19 protein-coding genes are annotated in these 21,172 nt (G+C 33.5%); 1 reads left to right on the top strand and 18 read right to left on the bottom strand.

Going from position 1 to position 21,172, the window contains the following annotated elements; genetic code table 11:
- Nucleotides 1-61: 61 nt before the first annotated feature.
- The 6 genes from RBH94_RS12215 to RBH94_RS12190 form a co-directional block, all read right to left on the bottom strand.
- Nucleotides 62-1,021 carry an alpha/beta hydrolase gene (locus RBH94_RS12215; protein WP_307881153.1) on the bottom strand — a complete coding sequence of 320 codons (960 nt, stop codon included), beginning with the start codon at nucleotides 1,019-1,021 and terminating at the stop codon, nucleotides 62-64.
- A 95-nt stretch (nucleotides 1,022-1,116) separates the two neighbouring features.
- Nucleotides 1,117-1,698, bottom strand: a complete 582-nt coding sequence (locus tag RBH94_RS12210) for a sugar O-acetyltransferase (RefSeq protein ID WP_307881152.1) — start codon at nucleotides 1,696-1,698, stop codon at nucleotides 1,117-1,119.
- An 84-nt stretch (nucleotides 1,699-1,782) separates the two neighbouring features.
- Nucleotides 1,783-2,661, bottom strand: coding sequence for an AraC family transcriptional regulator (locus RBH94_RS12205; protein ID WP_307881151.1), 879 nt, complete (start codon nucleotides 2,659-2,661; stop codon nucleotides 1,783-1,785).
- A 41-nt stretch (nucleotides 2,662-2,702) separates the two neighbouring features.
- Nucleotides 2,703-3,749, bottom strand: a complete 1,047-nt coding sequence (locus RBH94_RS12200) for an MBL fold metallo-hydrolase (RefSeq protein ID WP_307881150.1) — start codon at nucleotides 3,747-3,749, stop codon at nucleotides 2,703-2,705.
- A 165-nt stretch (nucleotides 3,750-3,914) separates the two neighbouring features.
- The gene (locus RBH94_RS12195) at nucleotides 3,915-4,421 is read right to left on the bottom strand and encodes a DUF2480 family protein (RefSeq protein ID WP_307881149.1); all 507 of its coding nucleotides are present in this window, start codon (nucleotides 4,419-4,421) and stop codon (nucleotides 3,915-3,917) included.
- 59 nt (nucleotides 4,422-4,480) lie between these two features.
- Entirely contained in the window at nucleotides 4,481-5,104 is a 624-nt protein-coding gene (locus RBH94_RS12190) for a superoxide dismutase (protein WP_374047667.1), read from the bottom strand.
- A gap of 162 nt (nucleotides 5,105-5,266) precedes the next feature.
- Here RBH94_RS12190 and RBH94_RS12185 point away from each other — a divergent pair, with 162 nt between their 5' ends.
- Nucleotides 5,267-5,899, top strand: coding sequence for a metalloregulator ArsR/SmtB family transcription factor (locus RBH94_RS12185; protein WP_307881148.1), 633 nt, complete (start codon nucleotides 5,267-5,269; stop codon nucleotides 5,897-5,899).
- 57 nt (nucleotides 5,900-5,956) lie between these two features.
- Here the strand turns inward: RBH94_RS12185 and RBH94_RS12180 are convergent, their stop codons facing one another.
- The 12 genes from RBH94_RS12180 to RBH94_RS12125 form a co-directional block, all read right to left on the bottom strand.
- Nucleotides 5,957-6,814, bottom strand: coding sequence for an HAEPLYID family protein (locus RBH94_RS12180; RefSeq protein ID WP_307881147.1), 858 nt, complete (start codon nucleotides 6,812-6,814; stop codon nucleotides 5,957-5,959).
- 75 nt (nucleotides 6,815-6,889) lie between these two features.
- Nucleotides 6,890-7,276: a hypothetical protein gene (locus RBH94_RS12175; protein WP_307881146.1), complete on the bottom strand. Its 387-nt coding sequence runs from the start codon at nucleotides 7,274-7,276 to the stop codon at nucleotides 6,890-6,892.
- 167 nt (nucleotides 7,277-7,443) lie between these two features.
- Nucleotides 7,444-8,595, bottom strand: coding sequence for an iron-containing alcohol dehydrogenase (locus RBH94_RS12170; protein WP_307881145.1), 1,152 nt, complete (start codon nucleotides 8,593-8,595; stop codon nucleotides 7,444-7,446).
- Nucleotides 8,596-8,661: 66 nt separating this feature from the next.
- Complete coding sequence (locus tag RBH94_RS12165; RefSeq protein WP_307881144.1) at nucleotides 8,662-9,537, bottom strand: helix-turn-helix domain-containing protein; 876 nt, start codon at nucleotides 9,535-9,537, stop codon at nucleotides 8,662-8,664.
- Nucleotides 9,538-10,041: 504 nt separating this feature from the next.
- Nucleotides 10,042-11,469, bottom strand: a complete 1,428-nt coding sequence (locus tag RBH94_RS12160) for a T9SS type A sorting domain-containing protein (RefSeq protein ID WP_307881143.1) — start codon at nucleotides 11,467-11,469, stop codon at nucleotides 10,042-10,044.
- Between the two features lie 33 nt (nucleotides 11,470-11,502).
- Nucleotides 11,503-12,651 (bottom strand): cytochrome-c peroxidase, encoded by a 1,149-nt coding sequence (locus tag RBH94_RS12155; RefSeq protein WP_307881142.1) that lies wholly within the window; start codon nucleotides 12,649-12,651, stop codon nucleotides 11,503-11,505.
- A gap of 4 nt (nucleotides 12,652-12,655) precedes the next feature.
- Nucleotides 12,656-14,131: a hypothetical protein gene (locus RBH94_RS12150; RefSeq protein WP_307881141.1), complete on the bottom strand. Its 1,476-nt coding sequence runs from the start codon at nucleotides 14,129-14,131 to the stop codon at nucleotides 12,656-12,658.
- Entirely contained in the window at nucleotides 14,118-15,563 is a 1,446-nt protein-coding gene (locus RBH94_RS12145) for a RagB/SusD family nutrient uptake outer membrane protein (RefSeq protein WP_307881140.1), read from the bottom strand. The genes RBH94_RS12150 and RBH94_RS12145 overlap by 14 nt, the downstream gene beginning before the upstream one ends.
- Before the next feature lie 2 nt (nucleotides 15,564-15,565).
- A complete protein-coding gene (locus RBH94_RS12140) occupies nucleotides 15,566-18,844 on the bottom strand; it encodes a SusC/RagA family TonB-linked outer membrane protein (protein ID WP_307881139.1) in 3,279 nt (1,092 codons plus the stop codon).
- A gap of 18 nt (nucleotides 18,845-18,862) precedes the next feature.
- Nucleotides 18,863-19,963, bottom strand: a complete 1,101-nt coding sequence (locus RBH94_RS12135) for a FecR family protein (protein ID WP_307881138.1) — start codon at nucleotides 19,961-19,963, stop codon at nucleotides 18,863-18,865.
- Nucleotides 19,956-20,393: a doxx family protein gene (locus tag RBH94_RS12130; protein WP_307881137.1), complete on the bottom strand. Its 438-nt coding sequence runs from the start codon at nucleotides 20,391-20,393 to the stop codon at nucleotides 19,956-19,958. The genes RBH94_RS12135 and RBH94_RS12130 overlap by 8 nt, the downstream gene beginning before the upstream one ends.
- Before the next feature lie 92 nt (nucleotides 20,394-20,485).
- Nucleotides 20,486-21,094 (bottom strand): RNA polymerase sigma-70 factor, encoded by a 609-nt coding sequence (locus tag RBH94_RS12125; protein WP_307881136.1) that lies wholly within the window; start codon nucleotides 21,092-21,094, stop codon nucleotides 20,486-20,488.
- Nucleotides 21,095-21,172: the final 78 nt, after the last annotated feature.

The following is a 21,172-nucleotide window of genomic DNA, read 5'->3' as shown; positions in this document are numbered from 1 at the left end:
AAATTAGAAAAACTTCTAAAGAAAAAATATGACCCTGTAAAAGGGCCATATGTTAAATTCATTATTTAAGATTCTCAGTAAAGAATGTTTCTAATTTATCAAATGGAATAACATCCAATTGATCGTATAAATCGGTATGCACTTTACCAGGAATAATTATTAATTCTTTAGGCTCGTTTGCTTCTTTGTAAGCGTCTTCACTAAAATAGCGTGAGTGTGCATTTTCTCCCGCTATAATTAAGATTGGTCTTGGTGAAATCTCTTTAATGTATGTTAAAATTGGCATATTCATTAGAGATAATGGCGTTGTTACTGTCCAAGAGCTGTTTGAATTAATTGATCTTGGGTGGAATCCGCGTTCTGTTTTATAGTAGTTAAAATACCCTTGAACAAACTCAGGTTCCCCTCCTTCTAATTTTTCTGGTAATCCTAATCCTGATAAGGCCGATGTTCCATTTTCAGCATCTACCCAACGCTTTGCACTTAGTTGCTCTAACATTTCTGTACGCTGTTCAGGTGTCATAGAATCGAAATACCCTTGTGCGGTTACTCTAGACATATCGTACATACTGGTTGTAGCTACGGCTTTTACACGTTTATCTACTGCTGTAGCATTAAGCGCAAATCCTCCAAATCCACAAATTCCTATAATCCCTAATTTTTCTCTATCTACATTATCTTGTAATCCAAGAAAATCGATCGCTGCGCTAAAATCCTCAGTATTGATATCTGGTGAAGATACATGACGTGGTTCTCCGCCACTTTCTCCTGTGTAAGACGGATCGAAAGCTAACACCATAAATCCACGTTCTGCCATTTGATTCGCATATAACCCTGAAGCTTGTTCTTTTACTGCACCATAAGGTCCGCTAATAGCTAGTGCTGCCAATTTTCCTTCTTTATTTTTAGGTGTGTATAGATCACCTGCTAATGTAATTCCGTAACGATTTTTAAACGATACCTTTTCTCTATTTACTTTATCGCTTAATTTAAACGTATAATGTTCTGCTGTTGTACTCATGTTTTTTAAATTTTTATTTGACTTTGTTTGACCAAATACTACCGCACCTATTAATAGTACAGCGAGTAATACTTTATGTTTCATTTAGTTTAGTATTAAATTGATTTCATAATTTTTGCTGGAACTCCAGCTACTACAGCGCGATCGGGAACATCTTTAGAAACAACAGCTCCTGCTGCAACCACCGAATGCTTTCCTACAGTTACTCCCGGGAGAATAGTTGCGCCAGCTCCTATCCAGGCATGTTGTTTAATATGTATTGGTTTACCTATAAGCGCCTCTCTTAGATCAGGTTCTATAGGATGGGTTTCTGATAATAAATTTACGCGAGGGCCAATCATCACATCATCTTCAATGATTATACCACCCAAGTCTAACATTTGACAATTTTGATTGATAAAAATGTTCCTGCCTAATTTTAGATTCCTACCATAATTAATACTGAAGGGTGTGTAAATTGTAGTAGAAATATCTACTTCTTGTTCTGTGATACGACTTAAATGTGTTCTAATATCCTCAAGTGATTTTGAAGCATTCAAGTCTACCAACAAACCAATAGCACGTTCGGACTGCTCTGCAAGTTGATAAAAGTCGGGGTCGTTAAAAGACACGACTTCTCCAGACAATATTCTATCAAAAATATTTGGGGTTTTTGTATGTTCCTTTTCTGCACTCATAATCTTTGCTTAAAAATTATAGTACAAAATTACACCCAAAGTCGACCTAGGTGTTAACGAAAATCAAACCAAAAATTAAGAAATTCAAACAGCCTCCATTCTAAAGGTCTTAGGATTGGTTCCTGTCTGCTTTTTAAAGAAGTTATTAAAGTATGTAGGATAATCGAAACCTAAGGCATAAGCAATCTCACTAATATTCCAATTGGTATGATGCAATAAAGCTTTAGCCTCTTGAGCAATTCTTTCGGAAATATGTGCTGATGTAGGCTTACCCGTCACCTCTTTTACTGCTCTGTTTAAGGAATTAGAATGCACAGAAAGATTATCAGCAAAATGCTTGGCTGTTTTTAAACCTAAGGGTTTATCGGCACTTTCAACAGGGAACTGTCGTTCCAGTAATTCTAAAAACACGGTGGTTAAACGCTCTGAAGCATTCATGTGTTGTTCAAAATTCTCTGAAGGTTCCATCTTCAAAGCCTCATGTATTATAAGTTGTATATAATTTCGAATCAAATCATCTTTATGTGCATAGTCAGATGACTGTTCTTCAATCATTTTTTCGAAAATACGATTTAAAAACTCACGTTGCTCCTTTGAAATCTTTAGGATGGGTGTTCCTCCAAATTTAAATAATGGGGATTGTAGAATACTCTCAGAACGATCGGATAATTTTAAAAATTCTTCTGAAAACAAACAGGTATACCCCACGTAAGTCGTTGATAATGTTTCCCATGAATATGGCACATGCGGATTCCCGAAGAACAAAATCGTATCATCGGCCTCATAACTTTTATCGGAATAGTGAATGATGCTTTTCCCCGTTGTTAAACAGATTTTATAGAAATCTTTACGACTATACACCTTAGTAGCGTTGCCGTCTTTTTCAATTTGAAAAATGTTGAATCCTTTTAATTTAAGTTCATTATTGAACTCTGAAACCGATCTTTCTTTTAATTCTGCCATAATGCAAAGTTAAGAAATTCAAACTTTACTTTTACATTTCTCTATTTTAAGTTTTTCCACCAAGTTGAAAAGGTTTGTGTAGTATCCTGAAAGTTTACAACTTCTCCTATTATTGGTGTAATCAAAGATATTTCTTTGGCTTTATTTTTAGAAGCTTCATCTAAAGGCTCATACCAAGAGTGGCTGGAAAGTGCAAATTTTGAATTATGCACAGGAAACACTTTTGAGGTATTTAACTCTTCTGCTACTTGAAACAACTGTTTAGGTAATAAATGAATCTGGCTCCAATCTTCGCTATACTGGCCTTGTTCAATTATTGCTAAATCAAACGGTCCATATGTCTCTCCGATTTCTTTATAAATCGCATCGTAACCACTATCGCCCCCTATATAGAAATTGTAATTTTCGGTTTTCAAAACATACGATGCCCATAAGGTTTTATTACGGCGTAACCCTCGTCCTGAAAAGTGACGCGCTGGTGTTGCCGTAAGACTAACATTGCTGAAAGTAGCTGCTTCAAACCAATCTAATTCTTTAATCTTAGAAACATCGTATCCCCAATATTCCAAATGTTGCCCTACACCTAAAGCACAAACCACCTGATTTACTTTAGGTTTTAATTTAACCACAGTTTCATGATCTAGATGATCCCAATGGTCATGCGAAATAATCAAATAATCAATTTCAGGCAGGTCATCTACGTCATAACTATTTGCTCCTTGATAGGCTTTGTTCATAAAAGAGAATGGTCCTGCATAACCACAAAATACCGGATCGACTAAAAACGCTATACCATCCAATCTCATAAAATATGACGAATGACCAAACCATATCAATACATCTTCTTTATCATTTAATGCCTTGATATTAGTTTCAACGTAAGGCAATATATCTTGAGGGTTTACATCTACTTTTTTAGAAAACATAAAATCCCACATCACCCGAAACGAACCTTTATCAGACGTCATAACATTGGTTTCACTTAAATTTTTAAAAGCTCCGTCTTGATAGTTAGGTGATTTTTTAATGCGCTCTAAACGCTCTCCCATTGGTAATTGACCAAATTTGGATTGATTAAGTATGATCATAGTTGTGAGAAAAAGTAATAAAATTAAGCCTAATAAGACTTTAAATATGCGCTTCATGCGGTTCTAAATTAAATAGCTTTTAGTGTTATAAAAATTACACTTTGCCTTAGACGATGAAGTTTTAAAGATATTACAAGAATTTTTATTAAATTTTACATGTCATATCTAATTTTTGCTTTTAAAAATCACCTTGGGCAATCCTGCTTCACCATACATTAATGTTTTAACTAAAGGTTTTAATTTATTTGTAATGGCTATGTACAACTCTGCTGGGACATGTTGACTTTGCCTAATAACCACTTTTTGATTGGTAAGATGTGTAAAATCTTCAGATAGAATATTTTGTTTCCAAAGCATAATATCCAATTGCTCTGTTGTACCAAAATCTATTATTGAAGCAACCTCACTTAGCTTTTCGGCAACAAGCATATAAGCCCAAGTGGGCACAATGGCTTCAGAAGTACAACCAATAGCTACCGGTTTGTTTTTATAGATTTTCCAATCCACTTCAGATAAAAATGCTTTAAACTCCTTTTCCTTCAAGAGCATTTCCATGTATAAGCCATCTTTTATATCAAAAAACAAACTTTTATCAAGAGGTCTGTAATCTTCTAAATCTACCGTTACAATACCATTACTTCGGACTTTATTTTTAAATATATCTTCTTCCATAATAAAAAAAGGCAAGGCAACCCAAAGTTACCTTGCCAGCAGCATTAAGATTTAAGATACTATAAAGTTGCTGCAAGTACGTCTTCATATTTCTTTTCAACGGCAGACCAATCTAAAACAGACCAAAAAGCCTCTAAATAATCTGCTCTTTTATTTTGGTATTTTAAGTAATAAGCATGTTCCCATACATCTACCCCTAAAATTGGAAACCCTTGATCTGTGATATTTGTATCCATTAATGGGTTATCCTGATTTGCTGTTCCTGAAACAGCAAGCGTACCATTATGCTTAACATACAACCAAGCCCAACCTGAACCAAACTGTTTTAAACCAGCCTGACTTAATTGTTCTTTCAATCCATCTAAACTTCCAAAAACCTTATTAATATCTTCTGCTAATTTCCCTTCAGGTGCTGTTTTTGGTGATGGCGATAATATACTCCAGAATAATGAGTGATTATAGTGACCTCCTCCATTATTTCTAACCGCCGTACTGTATTTACTAACGTTACGCAAAAGACTCTCTAAACTTTCACCTTCTAGACCACCATCAATAACAGCCTGATTTAGGTTGTTTACGTATCCTTGGTGGTGACGTTGGTGATGAATGGTCATTGTTTCTTTATCAAAATAGTTATCTAAAGCATCATATGCATATGGTAACTCTGGTAGTGTAAAACTCATAATTTTCAATTTTTTTGAATTATTAATATCACAAAGGTATAAGGAACGCAACAATAAAACAAGTAAAAACTTGTTTTATTGTTGCCAAACATACTAAAATGTCAATTTAATTATTATTTAATACCTTTACATTATAAATAAAACAATCATTTTGTTGTAAAAATGAAGAAAACAGCGGCAGAAAACATTTTAATGATTCTAAAAATGCAAGGCGAAACCACTTTAAACGCCTTAGCTACAGAATTAGGGATAACTAAAGAAGGTGCGCGTTTACATCTAGTTAAACTAATCAAGAAAAATTTAGTAATAACAACCTCAAAAAGTGAAGGTGTTGGAAGACCTGTCACCTATTATTCACTAAGTAAACAAAGTGCTTCTGAATTCCCTGATGCTCATGCTCAGGTTACAGTAGAATTACTACAATCTGTAAAAAAGCTTTTAGGAAATAACGCCTTAGAACTACTCATAAACGACCGTGAATCTAAAGTATTTGATATTTACAACACAGCTCTTAAGAACAGTAATACGCTTGAAGACCGCTTAGATAAATTAAGTAAAATACGTTCTAAAGAAGGCTATCTGGCTGAATGGAAAAAGGAAAACAACGACTATTTTTTAATTGAAAACCACTGCCCTATTTGTGCGGCAGCTACCGAATGTCAAGGGTTTTGTAAAAGTGAATTAAACAACTTTAAACAACTATTAGGCGATGAATTTATTGTTGAACGCATGGAACATATTGTGTCTGGAGGACAACGATGCACCTATAGAATAAGGACAAAACAGGAAATTTAATTCTATAATCTAAAAGAAGTTGCTGAAAAGGCAACTTCTTTTAGTCAGACAACTTAATTACCCTTTATGTTTGGGTTCCCAGATTAGTCTTAAAAAAGAACTCAAACGTTCATTTTCTCTGTTTACAGGAATTCCAGCAATAATACCAATTAACAAATTATCTATGACTCCAACACGCATTTGTGGACGAATCGTCATATCAAAATCCTCATTATCGAATGTTTTGTTAAACTCTACACCTATAAAATTACGCGTACCTGCAATCATGTAGTGAAAACTTGTATTTATATCATAGGTGGTATGAAATTCTTTGGTTTCAAAATGCTGAGCAATCATTGGTCCAGTATAAATTAACGAATGAAATTGGCTCCCCCAACGCTTTGCTACAACCAAGAAAGGATTATAAACATTTCCCGTTATCAAAGGAGAACCAAAGCTTTTAAAATCCGATAACTCAAATTCATTAATGTAGCCGATAGCCATTGATGTGGCCATTTTTTCATTCACAAGAAAAGACCATTGCGTCGCTATTTTTATACTATTTAAACGGTTTGAAGGTATAGCACTATTTTGCGACCCGCTACCCGGTGCATAAAACGTAAAAGGAAATTCGACTTCCAATCCTAATCGGTTTATTGGGGCCCATTCGTATTCAACAAGAGCCTCATAGGTATCGAAACTTAAATTATCGGTCATTCCCAAACCTAAGTTCCATTCCCGTTCGCCTTTTCGAGCACCAAGATCACGTATTAAATCGATAAATAAAGGTTCGGCGTGTTCTATCTTAACGAGTAAATCTGATGATGCTTCCGAAGTTTCTAAATCTGTATTTAAAATCGTTTTTTTATGTTGTGCAAAGGCACTAATTGATAATGCCAATGTTACCATTAGCATACATTTTTTATTTAAATTCATATTAAATTTGCTTTTAAAAATTAGTAAGATGTTCACACCTTATTTAAGGCATGGTTTAATATCTATTAAAACAAATTAAACTTTAGGTGGCGGAGTATCTATATCGAAGACGCCCATGGTCAATCCCGACTTATAATGGAAAAAAATTTGATGTGTAGCAGTTGTATAAAACAATTCATATGATTTATCTTCTGAAAAAACCATCCCTAAATCAATCTTTAAGGGTTTAGCATGATTGTGTTCTTCAGTATCCGGATCGTCATATTCCTCAAAAGCATCCTCGTAACCAAACACTTTTTCTACAACAATTTCAATTATACTCTCCTGATCATTAAAAGATAAATCTTCAGGGATATAATCTGGTTGAATATCGGCTGGATCTACGCTTATATTCAATAAATATAAAGCCATACACCCCCAAAAAGCAACTACAATTCTACTATGTCTTATCTCCTTAAACACGATTGTAAAGTAACTCTTTATTTTAGAGAACTAAGACATGTTACGTTATAAATTGATGTTAATTTTTGAAAATACACGTCATAGTTATTGCTACATTTAAAAGTCACGTAACAAAAAAATCCAGCTCAATTGAACTGGATTTCCTACCTACTAATCTAACTTCTATTTTAGAAATTAACTACTTCTCCATTATAACATGCGTTATAAATCTCTTTTAATTCCTCTACGGTTGGTTTTCTTGGATTAAAACCTGTACAAGGATCTAAGAAAGCATTGTTTGCTATATAATCTAAATTCTTTTCCCAATCTTCCTTAGAAATTCCGAATTCTTTAATTGTCGCTTGGTTATTTACATCTGCTCTTAAAGTTTCTACCGCTACAGCTAAATCTTCTGCTGTTTCCTTACCAATTACTTTTGCTAAATCTGGGAAACGCTCAGATACTTTAGCATTAAAACGAATAACGTTTGGTAGAAAAATAGCGTTCGATGCACCGTGAGGAATACCGTAAAGCGCACCTACTTGGTGAGATAATGAGTGTACAATACCTAACCATGCATTGTTAAAAGCCAACCCACCCATAAATGACGCATCATGCATGTTTTGACGTGCTTTTAAGTTTTCAGGATTGTTTACAGCTTCTTTTAGGTTATTAAATACAATCTCTAAGCCTCCTTTTGATAAAGCATCTGCATAGTTATCATCAATATTTGAAACGTAAGCTTCAACACAGTGTGTTAAGGCATCTAAGCCAGTGTTTGATGTTACGTGAGCTGGCATTGTTGAACAAATTTCACCATCAACAATAGCAATATCTGGAGTTAATTCGTAAGAAACGATTGGGTATTTAACACCTTTTTCACGATCTGTAATTACAGCTAATCCTGTAGTTTCAGTTCCTGTTCCACTTGTAGAAGGAATAGCTACGAATTTAGCTTTAGTTCTTAGAGTTGGAACCGAAAACGGTTTGGTCATAGCATCGAAATCTGCATCTGGATATTCATAAAACACCCACATCATTTTTGCTGCATCGATAGCTGAACACCCTCCAATACCAACAATCCAATCTGGCTGAAATGCTTGCATTACCTCAGCTCCTTTTAAACATGTTGCTGACGACGGATCTTCTTCAACGCCTTCAAAAACTTTAGTTTCAATGCCTGCTTCATTTAAATAGGCAACAGCTTTGTCTAAAGCACCGCTTTTTTTCATTGAACTTCCTCCGGTTACAAGAACCGCTTTCTGTCCTTTAATATTCTTTAATTCTTCCAAAGTACCAACACCATGGAAAACTTCACTTGCTATAAATAATTTACTCATCTTGTATATTTTTTTGATGAGGCAAAATTAAATTAGGCAAGAAGGCTTTTGATTATAAAAACTGTACTAATACTTATAAATTTGAGACAACGATTCTTTAAGTTCGCTTGGCGTTTCTTTAAGTTTAGCATAAACAAACTTATTTAAAGCCGAGGGGGAATCGAAACCTAACTCGTATGCAATTTCTTTATGATTTTTACCAGAGAATATAAGTAATCGTTTTATTTCGGTAAGAATACGCTCGTGAATAATGGTTAACGCTGTGTTTCCTGTTTTACTCTTACAAATTTCATTTAACTTCTTAGAGGTAATTTGAAGCTCGTCTTTGTAATACGTTACTGTGCGCTTTGATTTGTAATTTGCTTCGATTAAAGTTTTAAATCGTGCAAAATAATCTAATTGATCTGGGGCTTGAAAACCTTTATAATTTTGATGTGCAGCCTCAATAATCTCAAGAAGCATGATTTTTATATAAAATCGAATTTGTTCCTTTTTTATAGGAGACAGATTTTTAAACAAATCTAGAATTTGAACAGCATAATGATTTATTTTCGAAAAGGTATCACCCTCTAAAACCACATGATTTAATTTATTCATTAAATCGTTGCTGTATGAAATTAGCTCATTTTTTAATAAGTCGGAACAAAACAACACTTCATCAAACTGAACCACAATACCGTTTACATTTTCATCTAACTCAAAAGCATTGATTTGATGCGGAAACACTACTGAAATCTGATTGTTTAATAATTGAAAACTTTCATGTTCGATATGTTGACTTATTTCTCCCTCCTGCAATAAAATGACTTGAAAATAATCACTTCTGTGTAATTTTTCATCTTTTTTTACAGCGGGATCATTTAAGCTGTAAACATTAAAAGAAAGGCAAGGCGACTTTTTTTGATCAAAATATTCCTTTAGGGTATAATTAGCAATTTCCATGTTCAACACATAATTTGAGCCTGCAAAGTTATTAAGAAATAACGGGTAATCTTTAAAAGTTACTAAATATAATAATCATTAAAAACAGGACCTCTACTGTATTCTTATGGGTCTTAATCTCGTATCTGTTTCCCAAGGATTATTTACAAAACTCGAGTTTCTTGCTACAATCCCTTTGGTATAATAAATACCTGCTGATTTGGATGAATAATGGTATGAACTGTAGCCCATCCTCTAAATCATTACCTAAAGCCCCGGTAATTAATTTTTCTCCTCTGATATCAATTTAAAAGTTACTAGATTAGCAGACTTACTGTAATTTAAAACTTTAATAATTGGTCTATATATAATAATAATAATAATAATAATAATAGGAAAACGTATAAACCATCTTTACAGAGAGCAGTACCCGAGCAGCAATAATTACAAAGTCTTTATGAAAAACAAAAATCACCTAAAAATATATTTTAGGTGATTTTTAATACTAAGAATTATAGATCTTTATTATTCTACTAAAAGTTTTTTAGTAAGAATGCTGATATCTGTTTTTATCTTTAAAAGATATAAACCTGAATTTAAGTTGAACTTAATTTCGTTTGAAGAAATCAACCCTTTTTTTACAATTTGCCCATTTACACTGTAAATAGCGTATTCTGAATTTTTAAGATTTTCAGGTACTTTTATAAAGTCTGTCGCTGGATTTGGATAAACCTGAATAATTTCAGCGATAGCATCAGAGCTCGATAGTGTAGAGGTATCAAGACTGTATAATTCGTTGCCTGTTGTTCCGTTATCCCCCTCAAAATAAATAACACCATTTAAAACAGCTAAATCATCTATATCAATAATAGAGTTATCTAGCCTAGTCGTTGTTACACCATCTGTTCTAAACAAGTACTTTGATGAATTATCAGATACTTTTCCTGCATAATACAAATAATCACCATAGATAGTGTAGTCTGATGGATCGTGATTATCTCCATCAACTTCAATGCTTCCGTTTAGGTTACTTATGTTTACAAGGGATTTACTTGTCGGGTCATAACTCCATAATTGATCTTCAGAAGTTCCATTATCACCTTCAAAATATAATTTGCCATTCCAAGCAAATAAACTTGTGATTCCCGCTAATGCTGTGGTTTCTGTTACTGCAATAGTTCCAGATTCTGTTCCATCTGTTTTCCACAAGGTATCTTCAGCTTCAAAATACAATTCATCTCCTAAAATTGTAAAGTTACTTATGCCTGAATTAGTATCATCTCCTGTAATATCTTTAATCAGTGTAAAATTTTCTGATGTAGGATCGTATGCATAAAGTTCTCTTCCTATTGAAGCTTCATCTTCTGAATAGTCCATATAACAATAAATTTTGTTTTTAAAAGAAACTATTGTAGCGCCTATAACAGCTTCTACTCCTGTTCCTGAATTAGTTACAGGAATAGCACTGGAACCATCAAATTGATAAAGTTTATTCGAATCTGTAGTCAAAACAAAATAAATCATACCGTTCATTTCAGTTTGGTTAAAAATGAAAGGATAATTGGTTTGAGTGGTTCCTGATTCTGTTCCATCTGTTGTAAAAAGTACATTACCAGATCCAGTGTTGGCAGAAAAATACAGGGTATTATTGAATTCGAAAAAGAAATTTGGATTAGAACTTGAAGAACCAGACCTTAAATCTTTAACAAAACTAGTTCCGTCTTCTGAGCCATCAGTTATCCACAGTTCCTTCCCTAAATCAATTCCGCCTGGCGTGTTAGATCCATTAGAATCATCAGCTGCAAAATATATTTTTTCATTAAAGACGGTTAAATTAGCGGGAAAGGAACTTGAAGATCCACTGTTATTAATATCTTTTATTTCGGCTATTTGTGCATTTACAATAAAGCTTAATAATAAAAGGAAACAAGTTGTGCGTAATTGTTTTTTCATAGTTGAAAGTTTGTTTGAGAGTTTAATAATTAATTATTGTGGCAATTCAGGGATTAGAATTCTTCCCCTTGAAGAGCTTAAAGTTTCCAGAAAAGCCAGTAAGGCATCAATTTCTGTTTTATTTAAATCTAATTTTTTAAGGATTGGTGAAATTTCTGGAATAAGCGTATCGCGTTCCGTACCCAAGTACCTTTTTTGTATTGGTGCCGGATTCCCTAAATTGTATAATTCAACAACATCTAATAAACTAGGGAAATGTCCATGATGCATCCATGGTCCGGTTCTGGAAACTTCGCGAAGTGTAGGCGTTCTGAATTTTCCAATATCTTCGATATTCTTTGTCACATTGTATCGCCCGAAATCTTCAAACTTAGTTCCAAAAAGGGTTTGTCCATCGTTATGAAATTGATTGTCGCTAAAATATGGGGTATTATGGCAATTAATACAACGCGCCTTTGTTCTGAATATATGAAGCCCTAAAACCTCCTGATTACTTAATTTTGTAGAGTCGCCCTCCACAAATTTATCGAATCGGGTTTTGTAACTTGTTACCGTTCTTTCAAAAGTAGCAATGGCATATTGAATACGTTTAAGCGAAACTGAATCGTTACCAAAAGCGGCTTGAAACAATGGTTTGTAACCTTTAATTTCTGCAATTTTATCTACTGCAATATTCAGTTCTTCATTCATTTCTAACGGATCCTTAATAGGAAACCTGGCCTGATCTTCAAGACTTGTTGCACGACCATCCCAAAATAGACTATGAGCAAACCCTGAATTAAAAATAGTCATAGAGTTTCTGGCTCCGGTTTGACGATTATGACCAAAAGAACGTGTGGAATTGTCTGTCCATGCCAACTCCGGATTATGACACGATGCACAGGCTATTTGTCCGCTAACAGAAAGTCTAGGGTCGAAAAACAGGGTTTTCCCTAGTTTCTCTTTTTCTTTCGAATACGGATTATCGTCTGGAAATTTCACTTTACCTAAGGCTCCAATATCTTCAAATTCACTTTTGCTCACTGTACTATCTAAATTAGGCTCAGGCCATTTAGATGTGTCTCCACTTGAATAAACAGATTTTAAGTATGTAATATTAGTATAGTCTTCTTTACCTGGATTATGTTTACAAGAAGTCGATATCGTTAAAACTAAAATTAGTAATGATAAGTGTGTTCTCATAGCGTTATAGTGCATATTCTTTTAAGCAATTGGTTGTTGTTAAATCCTCAGGATCAGTATAACTTCTGCTATTATATAAACGATATTCAGCAGTTACAGTGCCTCCTAGAACATCATCGTTTGAAAGATGTAATTGAAATTTTATTTCGAACAAACCTGCAGATATTTCTTCATAGGTTCCTTCACCAGAAATGGCAAACACATGGCTATTACCTTCTCTGCTCTCCAAGGTGAGATATTGAGGAATAACCAAAACTGTTCCATTGGTTTTACTTGTTCCATCAGTTGGAAAGAATTCTAATGCCGGACTAATATTAAACCCTGGCGAATTTGCAGAGGAACTTGACTCATTTGAAAACCATCTTTTTAAGTTGAAAGAATTGGTTGTCGAGGTTGAAATCGTGCTATTGAATCCTATTTTAAAGGCGTCATGATAAATATCGTCTGATGTATCTGCTGTACCTAAATCATCATATAGAATAGCATTGGGATTATTAGCATCTACAATAACCGGATAAGTGAAAGCGTTAAAATTAGACCATTGACAAATACCATCATCATTAAAATCATTCCAGGTTTCACCATAAGTTCTATAATATTGATCTGAAAGATCATAGAAATGTGAGGCTGGGTTAGCATTAACGTCTCTTTCAGACTGAATAGGTTTCACAATCTGTAAAACGGAATTTCCTGAAGGCACATAACCATTGTATTCTTCTAAACTAATAACGGTCTGATAATAAACGTCATCATTATTTATGGCTTCATTTAAAATTATTTTAAACGTCATGCTATTCGCATCTTGAGACGTTTTTGATATGCTGTAATCAAAACCATTTAAAAAACTAAAGATTTCAGTTTCATCAATATCATTGCTAAAATATCCTAAAGGGAAATTTACTTTTACCTCAATTTCTTCAGAGGGTTCTCCGGTAATTTCAATTCTATTGATATCAAAGCCATATTGAAAAGAAGGTTCATTAAAACTCACAATCAACTCATCATTTGATTCCAGTGTATTAGGCATACCTATCTGGATGTCCGAATTGCTAACCTCTGTTAAACTAAGTTTTAGTTGGGGTGTTTGAGAAAAATCCCATCGTTTATTAATAGTTACTGAAATGGTATCTACCAGTTTGGTTGGCGAAAACCTAAGAGTCTGTGCCGGCTCGATACCCAAATCTATATCACCATCAATAAAAGTGGTAAATGTTGCTGTTGTACTTTCTGTAATTTCAGTAGACGTTAGAGCCACCGGAATTTTTAAGGTTTTTATATCCTCCTTATTATATTCTGATACTGCCGAAAGTGATCCATTACCGTTTGGGTATTCTAAGGCATTATTATTGGAATCTACCAATAGAAAAAAACGAATAAACTGCGCATCATCACCATTTAGCAATTTATTGGATTCATCGCTACTACAGGCGAATAACAATGAAACACATAATATACTGTATACTATTTTAGTAACTTTCATTTTGAATAATATTTTCATTTAAATCTGTACTTGAAGATGGTATTGGCAAAATGTATTTGCCAGAGGGGTAACTTAATCCGCATACCGTGCTAATACAACCTAAATTTCGATTAACATCCTTTTTAAAGCGAGCCAAATCGAATAGCAAATGTCCTTCGAATGCTAGTTCTTTTCGTCGCTCTGTAAAAATATTCTCTAAAAGGTCTGAAGTCTCTGTTAGTGCAGTAAGATTAGCACGTGTTCTAATGGTATTTAAATCTGTTAATGCGTCATCTAACAGGTTTTGCCTAGCATTAGCTTCAGCTCTAATCAAGTACATTTCTGAAAGTCTGATAAATGTTGTACCGCTATTTCCCTGAAACTTTTTAGTAAAATAATAGGATTCATCTGTTAGAATGTTGTTTGTATTTGTTGGCAAACTCACCTCTAAAAACATATTTCTTCTAATATCTTGACTATCATAAAGGCTTACTAAATCTCCCGAAGCCACATATCTTCCATAGTTGGTATTAGAGTTATAAATAAAATGAGCCGATATACTTGACGACACTTGTCCTTCAGTAGTTCTTGGTGCAGAAAACTCAAGGATAATCTCATTGACCGGCACTTCATCGGCTTCCCATTCAGTAATGTAATTTTCCATAGTTGTTAAGGAAACTCCAGAGGTTCCTATAACAGCATCAGACATAGAGAAAGCCGTTTCAAAATCGTTCATTTGCAAAGCGATACGTGCATACAAAGCTTTGGTAGTGTTTGCATTAAAATAAGAATATCCTGGACCAGTTAACGACTGGTTTTCTGTATACAAATCAAGTGCTTCATTTAAATCTGATTTTATGTAATTATAAGTTTCAAACATGGTTAATCTGGACGGAAAGTCTTCTCCAATAGTTAGAGGAGCCGTGTTATAAACAATCCCTAAATGGGAAGCATCATTTGTGAAACCATAATTCTGAGCGTAATGAATACTAATTTGATAATGTGCAAAAGCTCTAACCGTTAGTAATTCTGCTTCCAACTGATTACGTTCATCGTTGGTTAAAAATGTGAAATCCGACAAATAAAACAATAGGATGTTAGCCTGATTTACAATATCATAAAATGTTGCATAAAACTCTGAGTAATTAGATTCATCCTCTAGATCTGAAAAATTATAACTGTTTTCTATTGTAGACGGAATTTCAACCAGGTTTGTAACAGTACTTGGTGTAAATGTTATGTTGCCTCCTTGAACATCAGCATAAATAATATGACGAGAAGACAATATATCTTCAATGTCTTTATAAATTCCATTTAAAGCTGCTAACACCCCATTTTTATTGGACAGCTGTTCTTCTATTGAAATTTGTTCTCCTGGTACCTGATCTAGGAAATCACTACAAGTAAAAAGTGTTACACTTATAAACAGGATATATATGATTTTCTTTTTCATAATTAAAATGTTGTGTTAATTCCTAATGTGAATGTTCGCATTTCGGGATAAGTGTTTCTAAATTCAGCTACACCATTTTTTCCTTTAGAACTTTTATCTTTAAACCAATAATGTAGGTTAGAGCCATTAACAAAGAAGCTTAAAGTTTTAAGTGGTAATTTGTAATTATTTACAGGGAAATTGTAGGTTAGGTTTACCGATTTTAGTTTAATGTGAGATGTATCGAACAGGTACTTTGTAGAATTTGATATTATTCTATTATTACTTGATATAATAGGATAAATCGCCTGATCGCCTTGATTTTGCCAAGCATCTTCATAAACATTGGCGTTTATATTTCTGTTAACTAAAATTCTGTAGTTGTCATAAACATTTCTTTCAACCAACATATCAGCACCATAGGTATAAGACATTATAACTCTTAGAGTAAAATTGTTTAGTTTAAGGCTATTATTTAAACCGCCATAAAAGTCAGGCTGAGAATCCCCGATAGGTACCCAGTTAGTATTATCAAATTGACTGGCAACCGTAGAAGAATCGAATATATTACCATCAATATTGTACAGTTCCCTTCCCGTTGCCGGATCTATACCGATAAAATTATATCCCCAAATTGCTGAAGTTGGATAACCAATGGTTTGAGATCTTGCAACTTCAGCCGTTGAAAATGCAGAACCTAAACCAACTAAATCGGTAATTCTGTTTTTAATTTTTGTAAAATTGAAATTGGTATCCCAAGAAAAACTCTTATTTCTAAACCAATCAGCATTTAAACTAAATTCAATCCCCTGATTGTACATGCTAGCTCCATTAATTTGGGCACTTGAAAATCCAGATTCGATTATAATATCACGTGATGTGATTTGTTGTTCTATGTTATCTCTAAAGAAATCTGTTGTTATTTTAAATTTCTGAAGAAAGTTAAAATCGAATCCAACGTTGAATTTTTTATTGACCTCCCAACCTAAATTCGGATTAGGAGCAGACGATAAATTAGCATAATCTAAACCATTATAACCATTGTTCTGTCTGGTATATAAACCTAAAGCTCTATAGGAACCAATACGAGAATTTCCGGTTCTACCGTAACTTGTTCTTAAACGAAGAAAATCTACAAACTTACTTTTCTTAAGAAATTCTTCATTACTTATGTTCCAGCTAGCACCTAAACCTCCGTTTAATGCTGTATCATTATCGTCTCCAAAAGCAGAACTTTGGTCTACTCTAAAATTGGCTAAAAAGAAATATTTCTTTGCATAATTATAGTTTACCTGAGCAAATCCCGATCGTCCAGCATATTCTGTATAATCACTTTCAAAATCTTGTTGGTCGGCAGTAATAATGGGTTGAGGAGAATCATAAATAGCAAATCCACGACCTATTTGATATGAAAAATCAACTTTTTCACTTCTTGCCTCAATACCTAATAGAACATCAAATGAATGGTTTTCTGCAAATTGGGTATTATAAGCTAAGGATGCATTCCAGTTCCATTTTCTCGTATCACGAGCTCTAATCATTCGTCTCCCCCTAGAACCATCATTAAAATTACCCGAACCGTTTAAACCCGAAAAGAACTTATCTTCATCTTTATTTGAAGCATCAATACCAAAGAGTGTAGACAATTTTAAATTATGAAGAACATCGTAATCTAGTTTTAAACTTCCTAAAACTGCAAATGTTTTGGAGTCTGAAATATTCTGTTTGGAAACAGCAACTGGGTTTCCGTAGGTCTCGAAATATGTGTAATCACCATTAACATCGTAAGGAGATAATGTTGGAGGCAATGCATAAGCATAAAGCGAATTCGGGTTTTCTTTATTCGTTAACGAAGGTGATAAACGTAAACTTAAACCAAATTTATCTTTTTTATAATCGGCCGAAAACGACGTGTTTAATTTTTCATAACTATTTTCCTTTTGTGTTTCATTGGTATGTTGGTAGCCTACATTAGCTCTGTAGTTCCAATGTCCCTTACCTCCTGATACACCAAAATTTAACCGACTAAAAATCCCTGTAGTATTTAATAAATCAAACCAATCTGTATTTATGCCATTCCATGGTTGTACACTAGACGGATTTCCGCTATTGGTGTAATAAGCATTTAATACTGTTTGGTATTCTTCACCACTTAGGTATTTAAGACCATTAAACGCAGTATTAACACCTGTTTGCGCTGAAGCCGTATATCTTAACTTCCCTTTTTTACCCGATTTTGTGGTAATTATTATTACTCCATTAGCTGCATCGGCACCGTATAATCCAACAGCAGCAGCATCTTTTAAAATATTGAAACTTTCAATATCTTCAATACCTACTCGGGCAAGAGGATTTAATATATTCTCGGAAAGAATGCCGTCACCTAAATCAAAAAAACTATTGCCATCAATTCCGGTTTCTTCCGACATGATAATACCATCAACTATTATTAACGGTTGTGTAGAGGTACCCACGGCATTATTGTTAAGCGGGGTTAAAGACCCTTGTCCTCGAATATCAATTTTAGCTGCTTCTCCTAATTGAGGATTAACTTCAACCAATACTCCGGCAACCTGTCCTTCTAATAGTTCATCGAAAGTTACTGCGGGTTGCTCTTTAGATATGTTGTTGGGATCTACTGTAGAAATACTACCTACAACTTCTTCTTTTAGCTTTTTTGTTCCGTATGAAGACGTAATAACAACTTCTGTTAATTCACTAATATCTTCTTCCAGATGAAATATAAATTCAGAAGCACTCCCAATGGTTTTAATCTGAGATTTCATTCCCAGATATGAAGCTTCCAGTTCTACATTATTGATATTTTCCCCTTTAATGGTGTAAATAAAGTTACCATCGATGTCTGTCATAGCACCAATACTTTTTCCTTTTATTACAACCATAGCGCCACTAAGGGGAAATTGATCAGCAGCGCTCAGAACCTTTCCCTTAATTAAACGGCTATTGGTGGTTTCCTTTTCCTTCTTATCCGTTAATAATATCTGGCTATTAATTAAAGCGTAAGCAATATCAGAATCTTTTAAAAGCATGCTTAAAGCGTCTTCCAATTTAGAATCTGTAACATTTAAAGTGAAGCGTTTTGTAACATCTACTTTATTAGAATTATAGATGATGCGATATCCGGTTTGTTGTTCTATAGATTTTATAATAGTACTTAAAGGAGTATTTGTAGCCGTTATATTTACGGTTTTATTTTGAGCAAAACCAACGGTACTGAAAAGCCAAAAACATAAAACACAGAGTGTCCTTTTTAGTTTAGCATTTTTTTTGTAGTTAATCATTGTTGAGAGATAAGAATTTTAGTCGTTAATTATTATGATGTTATTTTTAATTGAATATTCGAAAGGTGTATCTATTTGTAATAGTTTAAATAAAGTTTCAATGTCGGATTCATCAATTTTAATGGATCCTGAAAACTCTTGATTTTCAAGTATTTTATTGTCATTAATTATTGCCACATTATATGCGCGCTCCAATTTTTTACATAAGGCACTAAACGGCATATCCTTAAAAAGTATTTCTCCATTTACCCAGGCTATATGATCGGTGGTATTAACATCTTTAATATCGAATGTATTTTGCTTTTCTAACCAAATAGCTTGTTGGTTTGGTTCTAGAATAGAATATTTAGAAGCATCGCTTACAGCAGAAATTTTAACAGATCCTTCTAAAAGTTCACTGTGTGAATTGGTATCGTTTGGATAAGAACTCACATTGAATTTTGTTCCTAAAACCTGAATGTTAACCTTATCAGAATGCACAATAAACGGACTTTGTTCATTTTTTGTTACTTCAAAAAAGGCCTCACCTGTTAAAAACACATCTCGGTTTGTCGAGGCTATAAAGTTTTCTGGAAACCTAAAGGTTGTTCCTGCATTTAAATGCACAATAGTACTATCGGAAAGAACCACTTTAAATCGTTTTCCGTAAGGAATCTTAATAGTGTTATACTTTAACTCTTCACTTTTTACATTGGTATTATAAACAATCTCATGATCTGTCTGTTTTCCTATAACAATACCGTCTTTATTTATTAATACATTCTCTTGGTTGTCATTAATATGTTTAACAACGCCATTACTTAATTCTAAAATAACATCGTTATTATTTTCGGTTCTGGTGTTGTTATAAATAGCCCGTCCAACACCCAAAGCAATTACCAAAATAGCGGCATACTTCCAGTAATTGAAAACTTTACGCTCTTTCTTTATGGTTTCCTCTTTTAATGTTCTAATCGTTTCTAAAGTTGAAGCATTTGGTGATTCTGTAAGTGCCCAGGCTGTTTTCAATGCTATAAACTGCTTTTTGTTTTCTTTAGACGCATCTATCCAATCGAATAGCTCTGCAATTTCCTCTTCCGAAGCCTTCTGATCCAAATATTTATAAATCAACTTAATCATTGCTTGTTGTTTTTTGAGTTAATAAGCTTATTAATACACTTAAAATGATGATATTTTTAACAATATATTGCCCCAGCAAGGTGAACGAAAATGGGCTTTTATTAAACGATAGTTCAGGAAAAATAAAAAATGTTGAAAAAGTGAATATTAAATGAATGAGCGCCAAAATTGTTGCCGATTTTCTCTGGTAATTAAAAATAAACATCAACCCTATAGACGTTTCCCAAATCGCTAAAAGCAGATAAGAAATGTTCGTAGGCACAAAGCCAATTACCAATACATCGATAGTTCTTTTGGCAATATCTTCGGCAGGACTGTAATTTGGAAAAAATTTTAGAACGCCAAAAACGAAAAAAATAAGACCAATAGACAACGTTATTAAACGCTGGCTTATAAATTCTCGAGATAATAATATCTGAGGTTTTTTCATGTTATAGAGGTTAGTTGTCGCTTATTAAACAGGAAAAATTCTCTGCTATATAAGTTTGTACCCCTATGTCTTAAAAAACCCTACGCTTTTTTTTAATTTTTTTTAGTAGAGAGAATAATTGATATTAAAATAGTTGGAAAATAAGGTGCTAATTGCTCTTTTAGAGCCTTTAAAGCCTTGGTTATGTGAGATTCGACGGTTTTTAAACTAATTTCTAATTCATCGGCAATTTCCCGATTCTTTTTATTTTCGAATCGCTTCTTTAAAAAAATTGCTTTTGTTTTTTCCGGAAGGTTTTCAATAGATTTATAAATAATTTGTTCTAATTCAGAGAAGTCCATAGAATCAAAATTTAAGGAATCTAAAACCTCTTGATTTAAAAGCTCTTCCCTTTTATTTAACGTCTCATTCTTATATTTTTCTTTAACCTTTTTACTTCTTATCAAGTTCAAACATTTAGATTTTGTGTAAGTGTAAAGAAAGGATTTAATACCTGTTGGCAAGTCTATTTTGTTTTTGTTAGACCATAAATTAATGAAAGCTTCCTGAGCAATATTTTTAGCTTCTTCCTCATCATAAACAAACTGTACACCAAAACCAACGATACTATTGTAGTATTTGTTAAAGAAATACTCAAAAGCAACTTCATTACCTTTTTTAAAGGCTTCAAACTGTAATTGCTCGTTTGGTTGTGTGTTCATTTATTTAAAAACCGTATTTGTGAGAAATTTAACTTAACATCTAATTTTGAGTAGAAAATAAACTTAAATGCGCCTAAA

Origin of the sequence: Aestuariibaculum sp. YM273 (assembly GCF_030908365.1) — a bacterium.
GTDB classification, from domain to species: domain Bacteria; phylum Bacteroidota; class Bacteroidia; order Flavobacteriales; family Flavobacteriaceae; genus Aestuariibaculum; species Aestuariibaculum marinum.
Note: the sequence above shows the minus strand (reverse complement) of the source record. Positions and strands in the feature narration are given on the sequence as shown.

What these genes read in the sequence shown, in the direction of transcription:
- RBH94_RS12165 (WP_307881144.1), bottom strand. Translation starts at nt 9,537, where the DNA reads ATGGAAATTGCTAATTATACCCTAAAGGAATATTTTGATCAAAAAAAG.
- RBH94_RS12130 (WP_307881137.1), bottom strand. Translation starts at nt 20,393, where the DNA reads ATGAAAAAACCTCAGATATTATTATCTCGAGAATTTATAAGCCAGCGT.
- RBH94_RS12145 (WP_307881140.1), bottom strand. Translation starts at nt 15,563, where the DNA reads ATGAAAAAGAAAATCATATATATCCTGTTTATAAGTGTAACACTTTTT.
- RBH94_RS12190 (WP_374047667.1), bottom strand. Translation starts at nt 5,104, where the DNA reads ATGAGTTTTACACTACCAGAGTTACCATATGCATATGATGCTTTAGAT.
- RBH94_RS12125 (WP_307881136.1), bottom strand. Translation starts at nt 21,094, where the DNA reads ATGAACACACAACCAAACGAGCAATTACAGTTTGAAGCCTTTAAAAAA.
- RBH94_RS12170 (WP_307881145.1), bottom strand. Translation starts at nt 8,595, where the DNA reads ATGAGTAAATTATTTATAGCAAGTGAAGTTTTCCATGGTGTTGGTACT.
- RBH94_RS12210 (WP_307881152.1), bottom strand. Translation starts at nt 1,698, where the DNA reads ATGAGTGCAGAAAAGGAACATACAAAAACCCCAAATATTTTTGATAGA.
- RBH94_RS12215 (WP_307881153.1), bottom strand. Translation starts at nt 1,021, where the DNA reads ATGAGTACAACAGCAGAACATTATACGTTTAAATTAAGCGATAAAGTA.
- RBH94_RS12185 (WP_307881148.1), top strand. Translation starts at nt 5,267, where the DNA reads ATGAAGAAAACAGCGGCAGAAAACATTTTAATGATTCTAAAAATGCAA.
- RBH94_RS12200 (WP_307881150.1), bottom strand. Translation starts at nt 3,749, where the DNA reads ATGATCATACTTAATCAATCCAAATTTGGTCAATTACCAATGGGAGAG.
- RBH94_RS12205 (WP_307881151.1), bottom strand. Translation starts at nt 2,661, where the DNA reads ATGGCAGAATTAAAAGAAAGATCGGTTTCAGAGTTCAATAATGAACTT.
- RBH94_RS12140 (WP_307881139.1), bottom strand. Translation starts at nt 18,844, where the DNA reads ATGATTAACTACAAAAAAAATGCTAAACTAAAAAGGACACTCTGTGTT.
- RBH94_RS12150 (WP_307881141.1), bottom strand. Translation starts at nt 14,131, where the DNA reads ATGAAAGTTACTAAAATAGTATACAGTATATTATGTGTTTCATTGTTA.
- RBH94_RS12135 (WP_307881138.1), bottom strand. Translation starts at nt 19,963, where the DNA reads ATGATTAAGTTGATTTATAAATATTTGGATCAGAAGGCTTCGGAAGAG.
- RBH94_RS12160 (WP_307881143.1), bottom strand. Translation starts at nt 11,469, where the DNA reads ATGAAAAAACAATTACGCACAACTTGTTTCCTTTTATTATTAAGCTTT.
- RBH94_RS12155 (WP_307881142.1), bottom strand. Translation starts at nt 12,651, where the DNA reads ATGAGAACACACTTATCATTACTAATTTTAGTTTTAACGATATCGACT.
- RBH94_RS12180 (WP_307881147.1), bottom strand. Translation starts at nt 6,814, where the DNA reads ATGAATTTAAATAAAAAATGTATGCTAATGGTAACATTGGCATTATCA.
- RBH94_RS12195 (WP_307881149.1), bottom strand. Translation starts at nt 4,421, where the DNA reads ATGGAAGAAGATATATTTAAAAATAAAGTCCGAAGTAATGGTATTGTA.